The following is a 19,031-nucleotide window of genomic DNA, read 5'->3' on the forward strand; positions in this document are numbered from 1 at the left end:
TCAGGAGCGGGTCGCGACGGGGACGCGGACGCGCTCGGCGATCTGGGTGAGTGCGGCCTCGACCGGCTGCGCGCCGGCACGGTGGGCCCCGCGGGCGGGGAGCAGCCGGTGCGCGAACACGGGGATCAGCAGGTCGGTGATGTCGTCCGGGATGACGTAGTCGCGGCCGTCCAGCGCGGCCCAGACCTTCGCCGCGCGGACGAGCTGCAGCGTGGCCCGCGGGCTGGCGCCGAGGTGCAGGCTGGGGTCGTTCCGCGTCGCCTGGGCGAGGGAGACGGCGTACTCCTCGAGGGCGGGCGCCACGTGCACGGCGCGCGCCCACGCGATGAGCTGGGAGATCGCGGCGGCGTCCGCGACGGGGGTGACGGTCGCCAGCGGATTCACGACGTCACGCTGCCGGAGCATGAGGGCCTCGGCCGCGGGGTCGGGGTAGCCCATCGAGATGCGCATCATGAAGCGGTCGCGTTGCGCCTCGGGGAGCGCGTACGTGCCCTCCATCTCCAGCGGGTTCTGCGTGGCGACCACGAGGAACGGATCGGGCAGCCGGTGGGTGGAGCCGTCGACCGTGACCTGCCCCTCCTCCATGGCCTCCAGCAGCGCCGACTGGGTCTTGGGGGACGAGCGGTTGATCTCGTCGGCGATGACGATGTGCGCGAAGATGGCGCCGCGTTTGAACTCGAACTCGCGGTCGACGGGGTTGTAGACGGACACGCCCGTCACGTCGCCGGGAAGGAGATCCGGGGTGAACTGGATGCGCCGGACGGTGGCATCGACGGTGGCGGCGAGGGCGCGCGCCAGCATGGTCTTCCCGACCCCGGGCACGTCCTCGATGAGCAGATGTCCTTCGGCGAGCAGGCAGACGAGGGCGCTGCGCACGGCCTCGGGCTTCCCGTCGATCACCTGGCTGATCGAGCCGAGGATGGCCGCCGTCTGCGCGGCGAATCCGTCGGCGTCGATCGCGACCGGGCTCAGGGGGGCGTTCTCTGGCATGCGTTCCCTCTCGTCCGGCGCAACGATGCGCGTGCATCGATCGTACGCTCCGCACGGCCTGCGGGACCATGTCGGGCTGGCCGGTCTGCGCGGACAGCAGGGTCGGCCGTCAGCCCCAGATCCGGTACCGCGGCTCCGCGGGGTCGAGCAGCGCAGGGGTGAGGCGGGCGACCTGGAGCAGCGCGAGACCCGTCGTCCCCCGGAGTTCGTGGAGCTCGCACTGCCCGACCGTCTCCCGCCACCGCGCGGCGAAAGCCTCGGCGTCAGCTCGGCGGCGCGAGAGCGCTGCGGGAACCGGCAGCAGACGACGACCGGGGACGGCGCGGTCGACGATCGAGCGGATGCGGTCGAGCACGGGACCGGGCCGGCCGAAGATCCCTTGGTCGACCCGCAGGAGGAAGCGCGGGCTCTCGGCCACGGCGAACAGCTCCTGCAGGGCGTCGGCGATCAGTGCGCGGTCGCTCCGCGGTCCGGCGATCTCGATCCAGAAGTCGGCGGCGGAGCGGTTGCGCACCCGGACGGTCGAGGCATCGAAGGGCCCCGCCCGTCCGGCGTCGTGGAGGGACCGGGCGATGGCCAGCGCGGCGCCGCCGTACAGAGCAGCGGGGTCACGGAGGCGGTGCAACGCGCGCAGCACGCTGGACCCGCACACCACAGCGGTCGCCAGCACGCCGCCGAGCGCCGCGACGGTGACGCCCGCCTCCAGCGGGAGGGAGACTGCGCCGATCGCCCCCAACGCCGCCGTTCCGAGGGCGATGCCGGTCGCGCTGAATCCGAATGTCAGGGGCACGGCAGCGGCGAGGGTCGGTCCCGTCCGCAGCAGGCGGGCCTCCGGCGTCGTGCGGACGGAGACCACGTCGCGCTCCCGGGAGTCGTGAGGCTCGCCGATCCGCCAGTCCGCTCTGATCTGGGCGCGGGTGGGGAGCCGCGAGAGCGTCTCCTCGTTGATCCTCTCGATCGTAGCGCCGGGGACCTTCTCGAGGACGGCGTCGAGTGCGGCGATCGCGGCGGAGGGGAGCGCGTGGTCCAGTCCCGAGACGATCCGGGTGCCGTCGTCGGCGCTGAGCCCCCAGAGGTGTCCGTGTCGTCGTCGCAGGCGCTGCGTCTCGGCGGGGCTGTCCAGGTCGACGGACGCGGGGATGACGCACGCCACCGACCAGTTGTGCGCCACCTTCTCCGGCCATGCGGGGTCGAGACGCAGGGTGCGCCCCCGGAGCTGCTGGGTGCCGGTGCTCGTCGCCACCGCGGTCAGATCGATCAGCGTGTTCACCGACGGGCAGTCCCACCCCTCGCCGAGGAGTCCTCGGGTGCCGACGAGCACCCGCACGGTGCCGCGTCGGATCAGCTCCGAGACGGCCGCGACGACCTGGCCCCGTCCGGCCTCGGCGACGCGGAGATCCCGCGCGCCTCCTGCTCCGTCGACGACCGTCACCTCGTCCCCGAGCACCGCGGACAGCTGCTCCGCGAGGTCGGCGGCATCGACGGCCCGCACCCGCAGATGTTGGGCGGTCAGCAGCACCGGACGCAGCGTCCCTGTCACCTCGTCGGCGGCCAGGAGGTCGAAGACGCGGAGTGCGCCGGCGGGCTGCCCGGTGAGCCCGCGGCGGCTCCCGTGCTCGACGAAGTCGGTCACGACCACCGCCCGCATCTGGGCGCCGGCCTCTCCGCTCAGCTCGCGGCGCAGGATGTCCACGGCCGCGCGGTCCTTCGCCACCGAAGACGTCAGTGTGGTCTCCACCGGGTCCCGGCCGCGTCGCAGCCCCCGATCGGTGAGGTGCAGGCCGAAATCCGCGAGAGCTCCGCGCACGTGCTCCCATTGGCGCAGGGCGGTGGGGTCGGTGAGCAGGCGCGTCTGCGCGAAACGGGTGAGGACGGTGAGGAGGTCGTCGGTCGTGCAGCGGCCGAACAGCACCGGCGGCAGGAGCGCGCCGAGCGGGTGCCACGGCGCCACCGTCTTGACGACGACTCCGGCGGCCCGGGTGAGGGTGAAGTCCGTGGAGAGCGCGTGCTCCAGCCGTGCCCGCCGCGCGATGTCGGGGTCGTCCGTCCCCGTCGGTGGCACGCAGCCCGCCGCCGGCTCCGGCTGCAACGTCGCCTCCAGATACGCCACGCCGTCCGGCGAGGACAGCACCTGCCCGACGAGATCCGCCAGCAGGGCTTCGTGCCGGCGGATGAAGGCGGCCTCGGTCGGGTCCGGCTGGGTGAACCAGATCGAGTCCCGATAGGGCGCGAGGTGGCCCTCCTTCACCACCGCGGGGGCGGGCACCTCGTAGTCCACGTCTCCGAGCAGGCGCGTGTAGTTCTCGTACTCGACACCGTCGTCGGGGGAGGGGAGCGTCGCCGTCAGGCCGATCAGGACCGGGGGCGATCCCGCGGCCCGGATGCGCGCCGCCAGGTAGGCGACGACCAGCGCCCAATGGTCGAGCAGATGATGGCACTCGTCGAGGATGATCGTGCGCACTCCGGCGGCGACGATCGCGTCGATGAGCGCCACGGCGTTGGGGTGCAGCACCCGGGCCAGCTCCTCCGGGCGCTGCTGCGAGAACGAGCGGCGCACCCGGCGTACCCGCCGCCGCAGTCCTGAGCGGTAGCGGTCGGGGTTGTCGACCTCGAGTGTGGCGAGCCAGGTCGCCGCATCGGCCTCGGACCGATCGGTCTCGGCGAGCTCGGCGATCCACCGATGACGCGCCAGCTCCTCGAACGGCGAACCGTCGCCGGTGACGCTGAGGAGTTGGTAGGTCAGCACGGTGAGGTCTCCGAGCCGCCGCGGATCGTCTGAGACGGCGTCGTCCTCGGGGGCGAGCTTCCGCGCCTCCCGGAGCCATTGCTGGCGGATGGTGAGCGTCGGAGTCAGGACGAGCGTGCGGTGTCCCTCCCGCGCGGCGAGCAGCAGTCCGAGCAGGGTCTTGCCGGAACCCGGCGGTGCGACGACGTGCATCTTCTCGTCGGAGCCGACCTCGATGCGCTCCAGCACCTCGGCCTGGTACGTGCGCAGCGGTCCGCGGAACCGCCACGACGAGAGCGGGTGGGCGAGCGGATCCATGACCTGCACAGTCTCTCAAAGAGTGCGGTGTGTCATCGCGCCGGTCGGTGTCGGGTAGAGTGGACGACGGCTCTCCGCGTGGCGGCATCCAGGCCAATTCCCCCAGGGCGGAAACGCAGCAAGGGTAACCGGGCTCTGCTGGGTGCGCGGAGGGTCTTTTCTTTTGCCCGCGTCCAGCCGGCCGCAGGGTGCGCCTGCGACAATCGAGCGGTGACCGTTCCTCCGCCGGCCAGACCCGAGCATCCGCTGCGGCGATTCGCGTCGCCCGTGCTGCTGCTCGCGGCGATGTGGGCGGTGCAGTTCGCGGACGCCGTGCTGCCGGGCTCGTTCAGCGGCCTCGGCATCCGCTCGTGGGATCCCGCCGGGCTGCTCGGGATCGTGTTCGCGCCGCTGCTGCACGCGAGCTGGGCGCATCTGATCGCGAACTCCGTCCCGTTCCTCGTGCTGGGCTGCCTGGTGGCCGTCGAGGGCACGCGCCGATTCTGGGCGGTCACCGTGATCGTCGCGGTCGTCGGCGGGCTCGGGACCTGGCTCGTGAACGCGCCCGGCACGCTGACGGTCGGCGCCTCCGGACTCGTGTTCGGCTACTTCGGCTACGTGGTGATGCGGGTGTTCGCCCCCGGCCGCGTGGCGCATCGCATCCTCTACGCGGTGATCGCCGTCGTCGTGATCGGCCTCTACGGCGGCACCATGCTGGCCGGGGTGTTCGGAGTGGCGGACGGCGTGTCCTGGCAGGGCCATCTGTTCGGTGCCATCGGGGGCGGTGCGGCCGCGCTCGCCGGACGGCGTCCCGACCAGCGCCGCGCCGTCGGACGATGACGGCTCCGCGCACGAGAGGGACGACGGGGACGCGGACCACGTCGACCCGGCGGCCCGCCGCGTCGCGCGAGGCCGCCAACCGCCGACGCCGCGAGGCCCGCCGTCGAGCCGCCCGGCGCGCACAGCGGAAGCGGATCCTGCGGCGCGTCGCCGTGTCCGCCGCCGTGATAGCCGCGGGGGCGGCGCTGCTCGTGCTCATCCCGCTGGGGCTGGCGAGGGATCCGGCGCCGGTCTGCCTCGACCGTCCGTCGACCTTCCCCCAGGCAGGGGTGGCCGGATGGAGCGGTGAACAGCTCGAGAACGCTGCGACCATCATCCGCACCGCCGACGAGCTCGGGTTCGCGCGGGACGGCCAGATCCTCGGCGTCATGACCGCGATGGGCGAGAGCAGTCTGCGCAACATCGACTACGGGGACTGGGAGACGCGCGGCTGGACCAATCCGGATGGATCGCGCACGACGAGCATCGGCCTCTTCCAGCAACAGGACTGGTGGGGGAGCGTGGAGCAGCGGATGGATCCGGCCACCGCCGCCCGGTTGTTCTTCGAGCGCCTCGGACGCGTGCCCGACTGGCCGTCGATGGCGCCCTCGCATGCCATCCACCGGGTGCAGGTGAACACCGATCGGGACTACTACACGCGGTATCAGGAGGACGCGACGGCGGTCGTCGACGTGCTCTCCGGCCCGTGCGAGTGACCGCCGCGATTGTCACGGCAGCTGTGGGGTGCGGTGTCGGGGCGCCCGCCTAAGCTGGAGCCGTGTCGCGGAGCATCTACATCACCTCGGCCGAAGGCCACACCGGGAAGTCGACGATCGCCCTGGGGGCGCTCGACGCGCTGATGCGCGTGTCACCGCGCGTCGGGGTCTTCCGCCCGATCGCCCGGGCGGTCGCGGAGCGCGACGAGATCCTCGAGCTGCTGCTCGCCCATGACGGCGTCCAGCTCGACTACGAGGACTGCATCGGCGTCACGTACGACGATGTGCGCGCCGATCCGGAGGGCGCGCTGTCGACCATCGTCGCCCGCTTCAAGGCCGTCGAGGCGCAGTGCGACGCGGTGGTGATCGTCGGCAGCGACTACACCGACGTCGCGAGCCCCGCCGAGCTCGGCTTCAACGCCCGGATCGCGGCGAACCTCGGCGCCCCCGTCCTGCTCGTGCTGAGCGGGCGCGACCAGCAGCGGCAGGCCGAGCAGCTCGGCACCACGACCGCGCGGGTGCCTGCCGCCGTGGGCCAGATCGCCGCCCTCGCGCTGCCGGAACTCGCCGAGGAGCGCGCGGAGCTGTTCGCGGTGGCCGTGAACAGGGCCGACCCGGACGGGCTCGATGCCATCGTCGACGCGGTGCGCGCCGTCCTTCCCGCCGGCACCCCGGTCTGGGCGCTGCCCGAGGACCGCGCGCTCGTCGCACCGTCCATCCGCGGCATCGTCTCCGCCGTCGACGGGACGCTGCTCAAGGGCGACGAGGATCGCCTGACCGCGGTCGCGCTGTCCATCGTCGTGGCCGGGATGTCGATGGTGAACGTCCTGCCGCGTCTCACCGACGAGGCCGTCGTCGTGATCCCCGCCGACCGCACCGAGGTGCTGCTCGCCGCCCTCCTCGCCGACTCCTCCGGCACGTTCCCGCGGATCGCCGGGATCATCCTCAACGGTCCCTTCCCCCTGCCCGGACCGATCCTCCAGCTGCTCGACGGCTTCGCCTCCTCGGTGCCGATCATCACCACCGACCTCGGCACCTACGACACGGCGGTACGGGTGATGGGCGCCCGCGGTCGCATCTCCGCCGACTCGCGCGGTCGCTACGACCGGGCACTCGGACTCTTCCAGGCGCATGTCGACGTGGCCGAGCTCACCGAGCAGCTCGGGCTCGCCGAGTCGCACGTCGTCACACCGCTCATGTTCCAGTACGGACTGATGGAGCGCGCGCGGTCCGACCGTCGCCATATCGTCCTCCCCGAGGGCGACGACGACCGCATCCTCCGCGCGGCGGCGGCGCTGCTGTCCCGTGAGGTGGCGGAGCTGACCATCCTCGGCGACGACGGCGCGATCCGTGCGCGGGCGGCGGAGCTCGGCCTCGACATCGCCGGTGCGCACGTGGTGAGCCCCACCGACCCGGCCCTCGTGGAGCGCTTCGCCGCCGAGTACGCCCGGTTGCGCGCCCACAAGGGGATCACGCTCGCGCAGGCCGCCGACACCGTCACGGACGTCTCCTACTTCGGGACGATGATGGTGCACCTCGGACTCGCCGACGGCATGGTCTCCGGTGCCGCGCACACCACGGCGCACACGATCCGTCCGTCCTTCGAGATCATCAAGACGAAGCCGGGTGTGAACGTCGTCTCCAGCGTGTTCCTCATGGCCCTCGCCGACCGCGTGCTCGTGTACGGCGACTGCGCGGTCATCCCCGATCCCACGGCCGAACAGCTCGCCGACATCGCGATCTCGTCCGCCACCACCGCCCGGCAGTTCGGCATCGACCCCCGCGTGGCGATGCTGTCGTACTCCACTGGTGAGTCCGGGTCGGGAGCCGACGTCGACAAGGTCAGGGCGGCGACGGCACTCGTGCGCGAGCGCGCTCCCGAACTCCTGGTGGAGGGCCCCATCCAGTACGACGCCGCCGCCGACGCGGCGGTCGCCAAGGCCAAGCTGCCGGACTCGGCGGTGGCGGGGCGGGCGACCGTGTTCGTCTTCCCCGACCTCAACACCGGCAACAACACCTACAAAGCGGTGCAGCGCTCCGCCGGCGCCGTGGCCATCGGTCCAGTGCTCCAGGGGCTCAACAAGCCCATCAACGACCTGTCCCGCGGTGCGCTCGTCGACGACATCGTGAACACGGTGGCCATCACGGCGATCCAGGCCCAGGGCGACGAGCGATCGGGGGAGGGGGCGTGAGCGCGATCCTCGTCATCAACAGCGGGTCGTCCTCGCTGAAGTACAGCCTCATCGACACCGCGCACGAGGACGAACTCGCCAGCGGGCTCATCGAGCGCATCGGACAGGAGTCCAGCCCTGTCGCCCACACCGTGCGCCCGGAGCCGGGTGACGGACCGTCGGCCACGATGCTCGACGCCACCTACCGCGACGAGCAGCCCATCCCCGACCACGCTGCGGCCTTCGAGGTCATGCGCGCGCAGTTCGCCGCGCACGGTCCTTCGCTCGATGCCCATCCGCCGGTCGCGGTGGGGCATCGGGTCGTGCACGGTGGGGCGCGCTTCTACGCGCCGACCCTGATCGACGCCGACGTCGAGCGGCAGATCGACGAGCTCGCCGTGCTGGCACCGCTGCACAACCCCGCGAACCTCGCCGGCATCCGGGCGGCCCGCGCCGTGTTCGCCGACGTCCCGCACGTCGCGGTGTTCGACACGGCGTTCCATCAGACGCTCCCGCCGGCGGCCTACACCTACGCGATCGACGCGCAGCTCGCCGCCGCGCACCGGGTCCGTCGATACGGCTTCCACGGCACGAGCCACCAGTACGTCAGCGCGGCCGCCGCGCGTTTCCTCGGGCGCGATCTCGGCTCCCTGCGGCAGCTCGTGTTCCACCTCGGCAACGGCGCCTCGGTCACCGCGATCGACGGCGGCCGCTCAGTGGAGACGTCGATGGGACTCACCCCGCTCGAGGGGCTCGTCATGGGGACGCGCTCGGGCGACCTCGATCCGGCCGCCCTCGTGCACCTGTCGCGCCGCGCCGGCTACACGATCGACGACCTCGACGCGCTCCTGAACACCCGCAGCGGGCTGGCCGGCCTCGCCGGTCGCAGCGACATGCGCGACATCCTCGCCGGGGTCGCTGCGGGCGAAGAGGCCGCGACACTCGCTTTCGACGTGTACGTCCACCGTCTCCGGGCCTACGCCGGCGCCTACATCGCCCAGCTCGGCGGGGTCGACGTCGTGTCCTTCACCGCCGGCGTGGGCGAGAACGCGGCCCCTGTGCGGGCAGCGGCGATGGCGACGCTCGGCTTCGCGGGGATCGAGATCGATGCCGCCCGCAACGAGGCGAAGGAGCGCGGCATCCGTGTCATCTCCACGGATGCGTCCGCCGTGACGGTCCTCGTCGTCCCCACCGACGAGGAGCTGCAGATCGCCAGGCAGACCGCCGAGCTGCTCTGATCCCGGTCCGGGGTTACCCCGCGCGCGCCACCGCCATTACGCTTGCACAGTGGCACGGAGAGGTGCCGACCCGACCCTCGTCCTTCTCCTGGAGGCTCTGTGCCACACGCGCTGCCCGACCTGTTCCACGCCGACGGTGTGCTGTTCGACCTCGACGGCGTCCTCACGCCGACCGCCGAGGTGCACATGCGCGCCTGGAAGGCGGTCTTCGACGACGTCTTCGCCCGCTGGGACATCACTCCGCCGTACACCGACGAGGACTACTTCGCCTACGTCGACGGCAAGAAGCGCTACGACGGCGTCGCGAGTCTGCTGCGCAGCCGCAACGTCGAGGTGCCGTGGGGCTCCGTGGACGACGACCCGTCGGCCGAGACCATCTGCGGGATCGGCAACCGCAAGAACGCCGCGTTCGCGACGTCCCTCCGCAGCCAGGGCATCGCTCCGTTCCCCGGCTCCCTCGCCGTGGTCGAGGCGCTGCACGCCGCCGGGATCCCGCTCGGCGTCGTCTCCAGCTCGAAGAACGCCGAGGAGGTGCTGGCGGCCGCCGGCATCCGCTCCTTCTTCCGCGTCGTGATCGACGGCGTCGTCGCCGAGCGCGAGCACCTCGCCTCCAAGCCCGCTGCCGACATGTTCGCCGCCGGTGCCACGGCCCTCGGCGTCGACCCGGCCCGCAGCATCGCCGTCGAGGACGCCACCTCCGGTGCCGCCTCCGCCGCCGCGGCGGGGTATGCCGTGGTCATCGGCGTCGACCGCGGAGCGGGCGCCGACGCGCTCCGGGCCGCCGGAGCCACCCACGTCGTCGACGACCTCGGCGTCCTGCTTCCCGCCACCCGCACCGACACCCCGGAGACCGCATGATCGACCGCGACCGCTTCCCCGTCGACCCGTGGCGTCTCATCGAGACGCGCTACTCGGAGGAGGGCGTCGGCGAGACGCTGTTCTCGGTCGGCAACGGCTACCTCGGGCTCCGGGGCAACCACATCGAGGGGCGTGGCGCGCAGGAGCACGGCACCTTCATCAACGGTCTGCACGAGACCTGGCCCATCCGGCACGCCGAGCAGGCCTACGGCTTCGCCGAGGTCGGCCAGACCATCGTCAACGCCCCCGACGCCAAGGTGATGCGGCTCTACGTCGACGACGAGCCGATCTCCCTCGACGACGCGGACGTGCGCGAGTACGCCCGCACGCTCGACATGCGCACGGGGGTGCTCGAACGGCGCGTGGTCTGGGAGACGCCCTCCGGCAAGCGGGTGCGCATGCGGGATCAGCGTCTCGTGAGCTTCGAGGAGCGCCACCTCGCGGTGCTGCGGCTCGAGGTCGTCGTCGAGAACGCCAACGCCCCGGTCACGATCAGCTGCCAGCTCCTCAACCGTCAGGACGGGGCGGGCGTGTATGCCGGCTCTCCGATGACGACCAAGGGCGCCGCCTTCGACCCGCGCAAGGCCGAGCGCATCGCGGACCGTGTGCTGCAGCCGGCCGAGCACTGGCAGGACGGCCTGCGCTCCGCCCTGTCGTATCGGGTCGCCGCGTCCGGGATGACCGTCGCCGTCGTCGCCGATCACATCATCGAGACGGAGAACGACTACAACGTCCGGACGCTCATCGAGCCGGACATCGCCAAGAACGTCTTCCGTGTGCAGGCGAAGGCCGGCGTGCCCATCACGATCACCAAGCTCGTCAGCTATCACTCCTCCCGCGGGGTGCCCCCGCGGGAGCTCGTCGACCGCTGCCGTCGGTCCCTCGACCGGGCCGCGGACGAGGGCGTGGAGACGGTGTTCCGGCGTCAGCGCGAGTGGCTCGACGCGTTCTGGGAGCGCAGCGACGTGCAGATCGGCGGGCGCGACGACCTGCAGCAGGCCACCCGCTGGTGCCTGTTCCAGCTCGCGCAGGCATCGGCCAGGGCCGACGGCGCCGGCGTCCCCGCCAAGGGGCTGACCGGCTCCGGCTACAGCGGCCACTACTTCTGGGACACCGAGATCTACGTGCTCCCCTTCCTCACCTACACGACGCCGCGGTGGGCCTACAACGCGCTGCGGGCCCGGGTGAAGATGCTCCCCGCCGCGCGTCGCCGGGCCGCCCAGCTCAACGAGGCCGGCGCACTGTTCCCGTGGCGCACGATCAACGGCGAGGAGGCCTCGGCGTACTACGCCGCCGGCACGGCGCAGTACCACATCAACGCCGACATCAGCTTCGCGCTGGGCAAGTACGTGCGGGCGACCGGGGACGAGGCGTTCTTGCGTCGCGAGGGTGCCGACGTCGCGATCGAGACCGCGCGGCTCTGGGCCACCCTCGGCTTCTGGCGGGGGTCGCGGCTCGTGGAGCAGTCCGGTGCCGGCGATGGCCTCCAGACGTTCCACATCCACGGCGTCACGGGCCCGGACGAGTACACGACCGTCGTGAACGACAACCTGTACACGAACGTCATGGCGCGGTACAACCTCCGTTACGCGGCCAAGGTCGTGCGGGAGATCCGCGACAGCTACCCGGAGGACTACGCGGCCCTCGTCGAGCGGACGGGTCTCGGATCCGGTGAGGCGGAGTCCTGGGAGCGGGCGGCGGAGGCGATGTACATCCCGTACAGCGAGAGCCTCGGCATCCACCCGCAGGACTCGCTGTTCCTGGAGCGGGAGGTCTGGGACCTCGCGAACACCCCGGCCGACCAGCGTCCGCTGCTGCTGCACTTCCACCCGCTCGTGATCTACCGCTTCCAGGTGCTCAAGCAGGCCGACGTGGTGTTGGCGCTGTTCCTGCAGGGCAACCACTTCTCGCCCGAGGAGAAGAAGGCCGACTTCGACTACTACGACCCGCTGACGACGGGCGATTCGACCCTGTCGGCGGTCGTGCAGTCGATCCTCGCGGCGGAGGTGGGCTACCAGGACCTCGCGCAGAAGTACTTCGAGCAGTCGCTGTTCGTCGATCTGCACGACCTGCACCACAACGCGGCCGACGGCGTGCACGTCGCCTCGGCGGGTGGGGTGTGGACGGCCCTCGTGTGCGGTTTCGGTGGGATGCGCGACTACGGCGGCGACCTCAGCTTCGACCCGCGGCTCCCGGAGTCCTGGCCCTCGCTGTCGTTCCCGCTGCAGTGGCAGGGCACGGCGATGCAGGTGACCGTCACGCGGCACGAGCTGCGGGTGCAGGTGCGCAGCGGTCCTCCGGTGCCGTTCAGCGTGCGCGACAACGCCTACATCGCGACCCTGGAGGACGACGTCATCGTCCCCCTCGCGAACCAGGGGCCCGTGATCCCCGGTCGCCCGACGCTGCAGGAGTTCGCCGACGCCCGCCGCGACGACGGCACCCGGCTCTCCGCCTCGGTCCCGGTGATCACGAGCGCCATCCCCGTCATCGAGCCGATCGACTGACCGCCGACCCACCCCGTTGCGTGCGTCCCACCCCGTTGCGGACGTCCCCAACGGGGTGGTTCGCGTTAAAGAGGCCGGGTCGAGCGAGAGGGGAGCAACGTCGGTGGCACGCCGTAGGCTGGAGGGGTGACCACAGCCCTCTACCGCCGCTACCGACCCGAGACGTTCGGCGAGATGATCGGGCAGTCGCAGGTGACCGATCCGCTCATGACCGCGCTGCGCGGCGACCGTGTGGGTCACGCCTATCTGTTCTCCGGTCCGCGTGGCTGCGGCAAGACCACCTCGGCGCGCATCCTCGCCCGTTGCCTGAACTGCGCGGAAGGGCCGACCGACACCCCCTGCGGGACGTGCCCGAGCTGCGTCGAGCTGTCCAGGGCGGGCGGGGGATCGCTCGACGTCGTCGAGATCGACGCGGCGAGCCACAACGGCGTCGATGACGCCCGCGACCTGCGGGAACGGGCCACCTTCGCCCCGAGCCGCGACCGCTTCAAGATCTTCATCCTCGACGAGGCGCACATGGTCACCCCGCAGGGCTTCAACGCGCTGCTGAAGCTGGTGGAGGAGCCCCCGCCGCACGTCAAGTTCATCTTCGCCACGACGGAGCCCGAGAAGGTGCTGGGCACGATCCGCTCGCGCACCCACCACTATCCGTTCCGACTGGTCCCGCCCGCTGCGATGCTCGAGTACGTCGAGAAGCTGTGTGCGGAAGAGGGCGTGATCGTCGAGCAGGGTGTGCTGCCGCTCGTCGTCCGCGCCGGAGGAGGCTCGCCCCGCGACACGCTGTCGCTGCTGGACCAGCTCATCGCGGGCTCGGACGCCCCGGCCGGCTCGGAGACCGTCACCGTCGGCTACGCGCGCGCGGTGGCGCTGCTCGGGTACACCCACGGGGCCCTCCTCGACGAGATCGTCGATGCGCTGGCGGCGGGCGACGCCGCGACCGCCTTCCCCGCCATCGACCGCGTCGTGCAGACCGGCCAGGACCCGCGGCGCTTCGTCGACGACCTGCTGGAGCGCCTGCGCGATCTCATCGTGATCGCCGCCGTCGGCTCCGGTGCCTCCGCCGTCCTCCGCGGCATCGCGGAGGACGAGCTCGACCGGATGCGCCGGCAGGCCGAGTCGTTCGGCGCCGCGCGCCTCTCGCGTACCGCCGACGTGGTCAGCGCGGCACTGGACGACATGTCCGGAGCCACATCGCCGCGGCTCCACCTCGAACTCATGGTCGCTCGTGTCCTCGCCGCCGCACCCGGCGGCTCGGCGGCGTCCGGCACCGCCGCGTCGGGCGCGCTGCACCCGCCGGCCACCACGCACCCGCCGGTGGTCCCGCCGGCGACCGCGACGCCGTCTCCGACCGTCGCATCCGACACGGGGAGGACGCCCGCTCCGGCGGCGCCCTCGGCGCCCGCGGCGTCGGCTCCATCTGCTCCGACCGCCCCTGCAGACGCGCCCGAGCCTGCGCCCGCTCCGGAGCCTGAGCGCACCCCGGAGCCCGAGAGCACTCCCGAGCCCGGCCACGCTCCGGAGCCCCAGCCCGCTCCGACCCCGCAGTCGTCCTCCGCGCCGTCCGCTCCCGTCACGTTCGAGCGCGTCCGCGACGCCTGGCCGGCCGTGCTGAAGCGTCTGGAAGGCATCAGCCGCACGTCCTGGCTGCTCGCGACCGCCGTGCAGCCCCTCGCCTACGACGGCGATTCCGAGGTGCTGACCCTCGGGTTCACGAGCCAGCATGACGTCGCGAAGTTCAAGGGGACCACGCCGGGATCCGGCCCCTCCGACCACCTCCGCACAGCCATCGAGCAGGAGGTCGGGGTACGTGTCAAGTACCTCCCGGCACCGATGCCACCCGGTGGTGCGCCGCGGCAGCCGGCCTCGTCCGGATCCACCGCGCCGGCCGACGCCGCTCCCGCATCGGAGCCTGCGTCAGCACGGCCCTCCCGCCCGCAGACGCGCGCCGCCACGGCTCCCGTGACGGAATGGGCGGTCGCGCCCATCCCGACCGCAGACGCCGCGACACCGGCCGCCGCCCCCGCGGCGCCCCTCGCCGTCGACGACGAGCCGGAGGAGGTCGAGGCCGCCTCCGCCGCTCCGACCCCGCCGGCCGACGGCAGGGTCGACCGCGACGAGCCGCCGCTGCCGGGCGATGACGACGCTCCCGCGTTCGACGAGGAGCCGCCGTACGATCCGGCCTACGAGCCCCCGGCTCCGTACGACCGCCCTCCCTCCCCGCGGACGACACCGACGGCGGCCCCGCAGGCTGCCGCGCGCACGGCCCCCGCGGCTGCTCCGCCGGTCGTCATCGAGCGCACCCCCGCCGCCGGCGGCGTGCAGCGCTACGGTGAGGCCGTGATCCGCCAGGTGCTCGGCGCGACGTTCCTTCGCGAAGAGCCCTACGAGCCCCCCACGAGGTTCTCCTGATGTACGACGGCATCGTCCAAGAGCTGATCGACGAGTTCGGCCGCCTTCCCGGCATCGGGCCGAAGTCGGCGCAGCGCATCGCGTTCCATATCCTGCAGACGCCGACGTTCGACGTCGCCCGTCTCGCGGAGCTGCTGACCGAGATCCGCATCCGCGTCCGGTTCTGCGAGATCTGCGGCAACGTCGCGGAGCAGGAGCGGTGCGCGATCTGCCGCGACCCCCGCCGCAACCAGGCGCTGATCTGCGTGGTCGAGGACGCGAAGGACGTCGCGGCGATCGAGCGCACGCGGGAGTTCCGCGGCCTGTACCACGTGCTCGGCGGCGCGATCAGCCCCATCGCGGGCATCGGGCCGGACGACCTCCGGATCGCCCAGCTCATGACGCGACTCGCCGACGGCACCGTGCAGGAGGTCATCATCGCTACGAACCCCAACCTGGAGGGGGAGGCGACGGCGAGCTATCTGAGCCGGCTCCTCACGACGATGCAGATCACGGTCTCACGGCTCGCCTCGGGCCTCCCGGTCGGCGGCGACCTCGAGTACGCGGACGAGGTGACGCTGGGCCGGGCCTTCGAGGGCCGGCGCGTGCTGTGACCCCGCAGTCCGGCTTCTCCCGCCGGGGCTGGCTGCTCTTCGGGGCCATGGCCCTGCTGTGGGGCGTGCCCTACCTGTTCATCAGCGTGGCGGTGGATTCGATCTCACCGCCGGCGATCGTCGCCGGACGGACGCTGATCGCCGCGCTCCTCCTGCTGCCGTTCGCCCTGCGCAGCGGCGCCCTCCGTGCGGCGCTCCGGCACTGGCCGTGGGTGCTGGCGTTCGGGGCCGTGGAGATGGCCGGACCGTTCCTCCTCCTCGGACACGCCGAGATGACACTGCCCTCCGGCATGACCGGACTCCTCGTGGCCACGGTGCCGCTGTTCGCCGCCCTCATCGCGCTGGGCGGCGGCGACCGCGGCGTGCTGCGTCCCGCCCGTGGCATCGGTCTTCTGGTCGGCTTCATCGGGGTCGCCATCGTCGTGGCGGGTCCCGGGCTCTTCGGGGGAGAGGTGAGCCTGCTCGCGGCCGGGGAGGTGCTGCTCGTCGCGGTGCTCTACGCGATCGCGCCGTTCATCGTGGCGCGCAAGCTGAACGACGTCCCCTCACTCGGCACGATCACGCTGTCGCTGCTCATGATCGGCCTCTTCTACCTCCCGATCGGTCTGCTCACGCAGCATGAGGTGCCGACGCTCCCGTCGATCGGTGCCCTGCTCGCCCTCGCCGTGATCTGCACGGCGCTGGCCTTCCTGGCCTTCTTCGCGCTGATCCGCGAGGTCGGGCCGGTCAGGGCGCCGCTGTTCACCTACGTGAACCCCGTCGTGGCGATCGTGCTCGGCGCGATCGTGCTCGCCGAACCCCTCACTCCTGGACTCCTCCTGGGATTCCCGCTGATCATCATCGGGTGTTGGTTCGCCGCCACCGGAGGACGCCTGCGTCCGGTGACGCCCGTTCCGCCCGCGCCGGCCTGAGCCGTCACATGCGCGGGGCGGCATGCGCGCCGATCGTAGAATGACCGTGGGCGGATCCGCCCGACATCCCAGGGAGTGAACGTGGCCCTCATCGTGCAGAAGTACGGCGGCTCGTCCGTCGCCGACGCAGAGAGCATCAAGCGCGTCGCCAAGCGCATCGTCGACACCCGTCGCGCCGGTCACGACGTCGTCGTCGCCGTGAGCGCGATGGGCGACACGACCGATGAGCTGCTGGACCTCGCGAACGAGGTCGCGCCGATCCCGGCTCCGCGCGAGCTCGACATGCTCCTGTCCAGCGGCGAGCGGATCTCGATGGCGCTGCTGGCGATGGCGATCCACTCCATGGGCTTCGAGGCGCGGTCGTTCACCGGCAGCCAGGCCGGCATGATCACCGACTCGCAGCACGGCGCGGCGCGCATCGTCGACGTCACGCCCGTCCGGCTCCGCGAGGCGCTCGACGAGGGCGCGATCGTCATCGTCGCGGGCTTCCAGGGCTTCAACCGCGATACCCGCGACATCACCACGCTCGGCCGCGGTGGCTCCGACACGACGGCCGTCGCGCTGGCGGCCGCGCTGTCCGCCGATGTCTGCGAGATCTACAGCGACGTCGACGGCATCTTCACGGCCGACCCGCGCGTGATCCCGAAGGCGCAGAAGCTCGACCACGTCTCCAGCGAGGAGATGCTGGAGCTCGCCGCCAACGGTGCCAAGGTCCTCTACATCCGTGCCGTGGAGTACGCCCGCCGGCACGGCGTCCTCATCCACGCCCGGTCGACGTTCTCGTCGGCCGAGGGCACATACGTTCTGGGCGAGGGCATGAAGAACCCTCGCGAAGCCGAGGGAGCAGTCATGGAAGAACCGATCGTCGCCGGCGTCGCCACCGACTTCAGCCAGGCCAAGATCACCGTCGCCGGGGTGCCGGACGTCCCGGGCAAGGCCGCCGAGATCTTCAAGATCGTCGCGAAGTCCGGCGCCAACGTCGACATGATCGTCCAGAACGTGTCGGCGACGGGACGCACCGACATCTCCTTCACGGTTCCCAAGGCCGACGCCGCTGCGGCGCTCAAGGCCCTCGCCGGCGAGCAGACCGAGGTCGGCTTCCAGAACCTCATCCACGACGACCAGATCGGCAAGCTGTCCGTGGTCGGCGCGGGGATGCGCACGCACTCCGGCGTCTCGGCGACCCTGTTCGAGGCCCTGTCCGCCGGCGGCATCAACATCGAGATGATCTCCACCTCGGAGATCCGCATCTCGGTCGTGCTCCGCGACACCGATCTCACCGAGGCCGCCCGCACGGTGCACACCGCCTACGGCCTCGACGGCGACGCGGAGGCCACGGTCCACGCCGGCACCGGTCGCTGACCCCCTCACGAGCTCCCTCTTCTCCCGCCACCGCAGGCTTTCGCGCCTGTTCAGGCCGTGCTGCCCACGCTCGCCTGCGCCCGCGCGCTCGCCTGTTTCCGCGGGTCTGCCTGTTCTCGCGCGCTCGCGCCACCGCAGGCTTTCGCGCCGACGCAGGCTCTGTCGCCCACGCTCGCCTGCGCCCGCGTGTCAGCCTGCTCTCGCGAGCGGCGTACGGAGGAGAGCCGAGGGGAGCGTGGCGCGATAGACTCGCGGAAACCCTGACACCGGCACCAGGCGCAGCCTCAGCATCCCGACGCCGCGCCCGAAGCCTCGTACGCTGTACCGCACGAAGCCAAGGAACATCATGACCCGCATCTCCGAATCAGGACTCTCCGTCGCCATCGTCGGCGCCACCGGCCAGGTGGGCACCGTGATGCGCGAGATTCTCGCGGAGCGTTCGTTCCCGATCCGCGAGCTGCGGCTGTTCTCGTCGGCGCGTTCCGCCGGCACGGCGATCGAGTTCGGCGGGCAGACGGTGATCGTGGAAGACGTCGAGGCGGCCGACCCGTCGGGCATCGACGTCGCCCTGTTCTCCGCCGGTGCCACCGCCAGCCGGGCATACGCGCCGCGCTTCGCCGAGGCCGGCGCCGTGGTCGTCGACAACTCCAGCGCCTGGCGCATGGACCCCGAGGTCCCGCTCGTCGTCAGCGAGGTCAACCCGCACGCGATCGACGACCGCCCCAAGGGCATCATCGCCAACCCGAACTGCACCACGATGGCCGCGATGCCGGTGCTGAAGGTCCTCGACGCCGAGGCCGGCCTCGAGCGCCTGATCGTGTCGACCTACCAGGCGGTGTCCGGCTCCGGACTCGCCGGCGCGCAGGAGCTGCTCGGTCAGGTCGAGGGCGTGCTCGCGCAGGGCGACACCCTCCGCCTGGTCCACGACGGCTCCGCGGTCGACTTCCCCGAGCCCGAGAAGTACGTCGCCCCGATCGCCTTCGACGTGATCCCGCTCGCCGGCAACCTCGTGGACGACGGGGACAACGAGACTGACGAGGAGAAGAAGCTCCGCAACGAGAGCCGGAAGATCCTCGAGCTGCCCGACCTCCGCGTCGCCGGCACGTGCGTCCGGGTGCCGGTGTTCACGGGCCACTCGCTGTCGATCCATGCCGAGTTCTCCCGCGATCTAACGCCCGACCGCGCCAGGGAAGTGCTGAGCGCGGCGCCCGGTGTCGTGCTCGACGAGGTGCCGACCCCGCTGCAGGCCGCGGGCAAGGACCCGAGCTTCGTGGGCCGCATCCGCGCCGACCAGTCGGCTCCGGAGGGCAAGGGCCTCGTGCTCTTCATCAGCAACGACAACCTCCGCAAGGGGGCGGCGCTGAACGCGGTGCAGATCGCCGAGGTGCTCGCGGAGCGTCTCGCCCCGGTCTCCTGACGGCCGCATGGTCTGCGGTGT

13 protein-coding genes and 1 other RNA gene are annotated in these 19,031 nt (G+C 71.8%); 12 read left to right on the forward strand and 2 right to left on the reverse strand.

What is annotated here, in order from left to right; all coding sequences use genetic code 11:
* Positions 1 to 990: a MoxR family ATPase gene (locus ACIGJI_RS11465; protein WP_187662170.1), complete on the reverse strand. Its 990-nt coding sequence runs from the start codon at positions 988 to 990 to the stop codon at positions 1 to 3.
* 109 nt (positions 991 to 1,099) lie between these two features.
* Positions 1,100 to 4,033 (reverse strand): DEAD/DEAH box helicase family protein, encoded by a 2,934-nt coding sequence (locus ACIGJI_RS11470; RefSeq protein ID WP_363446827.1) that lies wholly within the window; start codon positions 4,031 to 4,033, stop codon positions 1,100 to 1,102.
* 65 nt (positions 4,034 to 4,098) lie between these two features.
* Here ACIGJI_RS11470 and ffs point away from each other — a divergent pair.
* From ffs to ACIGJI_RS11530, 12 genes are all read left to right on the forward strand, one after another.
* An RNA gene (gene ffs / locus ACIGJI_RS11475) (signal recognition particle sRNA small type) lies at positions 4,099 to 4,195 on the forward strand.
* A gap of 48 nt (positions 4,196 to 4,243) precedes the next feature.
* Positions 4,244 to 4,852, forward strand: a complete 609-nt coding sequence (locus ACIGJI_RS11480; RefSeq protein WP_259951378.1) for a rhomboid family intramembrane serine protease — start codon at positions 4,244 to 4,246, stop codon at positions 4,850 to 4,852.
* Positions 4,849 to 5,547, forward strand: a complete 699-nt coding sequence (locus tag ACIGJI_RS11485; RefSeq protein WP_232089081.1) for a hypothetical protein — start codon at positions 4,849 to 4,851, stop codon at positions 5,545 to 5,547. The genes ACIGJI_RS11480 and ACIGJI_RS11485 overlap by 4 nt, the downstream gene beginning before the upstream one ends.
* 62 nt (positions 5,548 to 5,609) lie before the next feature.
* On the forward strand, positions 5,610 to 7,739 hold the full coding sequence (gene pta / locus ACIGJI_RS11490) for a phosphate acetyltransferase (RefSeq protein ID WP_187662167.1): 2,130 nt from the start codon (positions 5,610 to 5,612) through the stop codon (positions 7,737 to 7,739).
* Entirely contained in the window at positions 7,736 to 8,956 is a 1,221-nt protein-coding gene (locus ACIGJI_RS11495) for an acetate kinase (RefSeq protein WP_363446831.1), read from the forward strand. Before pta ends, ACIGJI_RS11495 begins: the two co-directional genes overlap by 4 nt.
* 99 nt (positions 8,957 to 9,055) lie before the next feature.
* Positions 9,056 to 9,814 carry a beta-phosphoglucomutase family hydrolase gene (locus ACIGJI_RS11500; RefSeq protein WP_187662165.1) on the forward strand — a complete coding sequence of 253 codons (759 nt, stop codon included), beginning with the start codon at positions 9,056 to 9,058 and terminating at the stop codon, positions 9,812 to 9,814.
* Complete coding sequence (locus ACIGJI_RS11505; protein ID WP_187662164.1) at positions 9,811 to 12,318, forward strand: glycoside hydrolase family 65 protein; 2,508 nt, start codon at positions 9,811 to 9,813, stop codon at positions 12,316 to 12,318. Before ACIGJI_RS11500 ends, ACIGJI_RS11505 begins: the two co-directional genes overlap by 4 nt.
* A 126-nt stretch (positions 12,319 to 12,444) precedes the next feature.
* The gene (locus tag ACIGJI_RS11510; protein WP_363446833.1) at positions 12,445 to 14,727 is read left to right on the forward strand and encodes a DNA polymerase III subunit gamma and tau; all 2,283 of its coding nucleotides are present in this window, start codon (positions 12,445 to 12,447) and stop codon (positions 14,725 to 14,727) included.
* Entirely contained in the window at positions 14,727 to 15,320 is a 594-nt protein-coding gene (gene recR, locus ACIGJI_RS11515) for a recombination mediator RecR (RefSeq protein ID WP_025104255.1), read from the forward strand. Before ACIGJI_RS11510 ends, recR begins: the two co-directional genes overlap by 1 nt.
* On the forward strand, positions 15,317 to 16,231 hold the full coding sequence (locus tag ACIGJI_RS11520; RefSeq protein ID WP_187662162.1) for a DMT family transporter: 915 nt from the start codon (positions 15,317 to 15,319) through the stop codon (positions 16,229 to 16,231). Before recR ends, ACIGJI_RS11520 begins: the two co-directional genes overlap by 4 nt.
* Before the next feature lie 81 nt (positions 16,232 to 16,312).
* Entirely contained in the window at positions 16,313 to 17,593 is a 1,281-nt protein-coding gene (locus ACIGJI_RS11525; protein WP_025104257.1) for an aspartate kinase, read from the forward strand.
* 346 nt (positions 17,594 to 17,939) lie between these two features.
* Positions 17,940 to 19,010, forward strand: coding sequence for an aspartate-semialdehyde dehydrogenase (locus ACIGJI_RS11530; RefSeq protein WP_363446836.1), 1,071 nt, complete (start codon positions 17,940 to 17,942; stop codon positions 19,008 to 19,010).
* The last annotated feature ends 21 nt before the right edge of the window (positions 19,011 to 19,031 follow it).

The sequence above is a fragment of the Microbacterium sp. NPDC064978 genome, from assembly GCF_044543605.1.
GTDB lineage: Bacteria > Actinomycetota > Actinomycetes > Actinomycetales > Microbacteriaceae > Microbacterium > Microbacterium meiriae.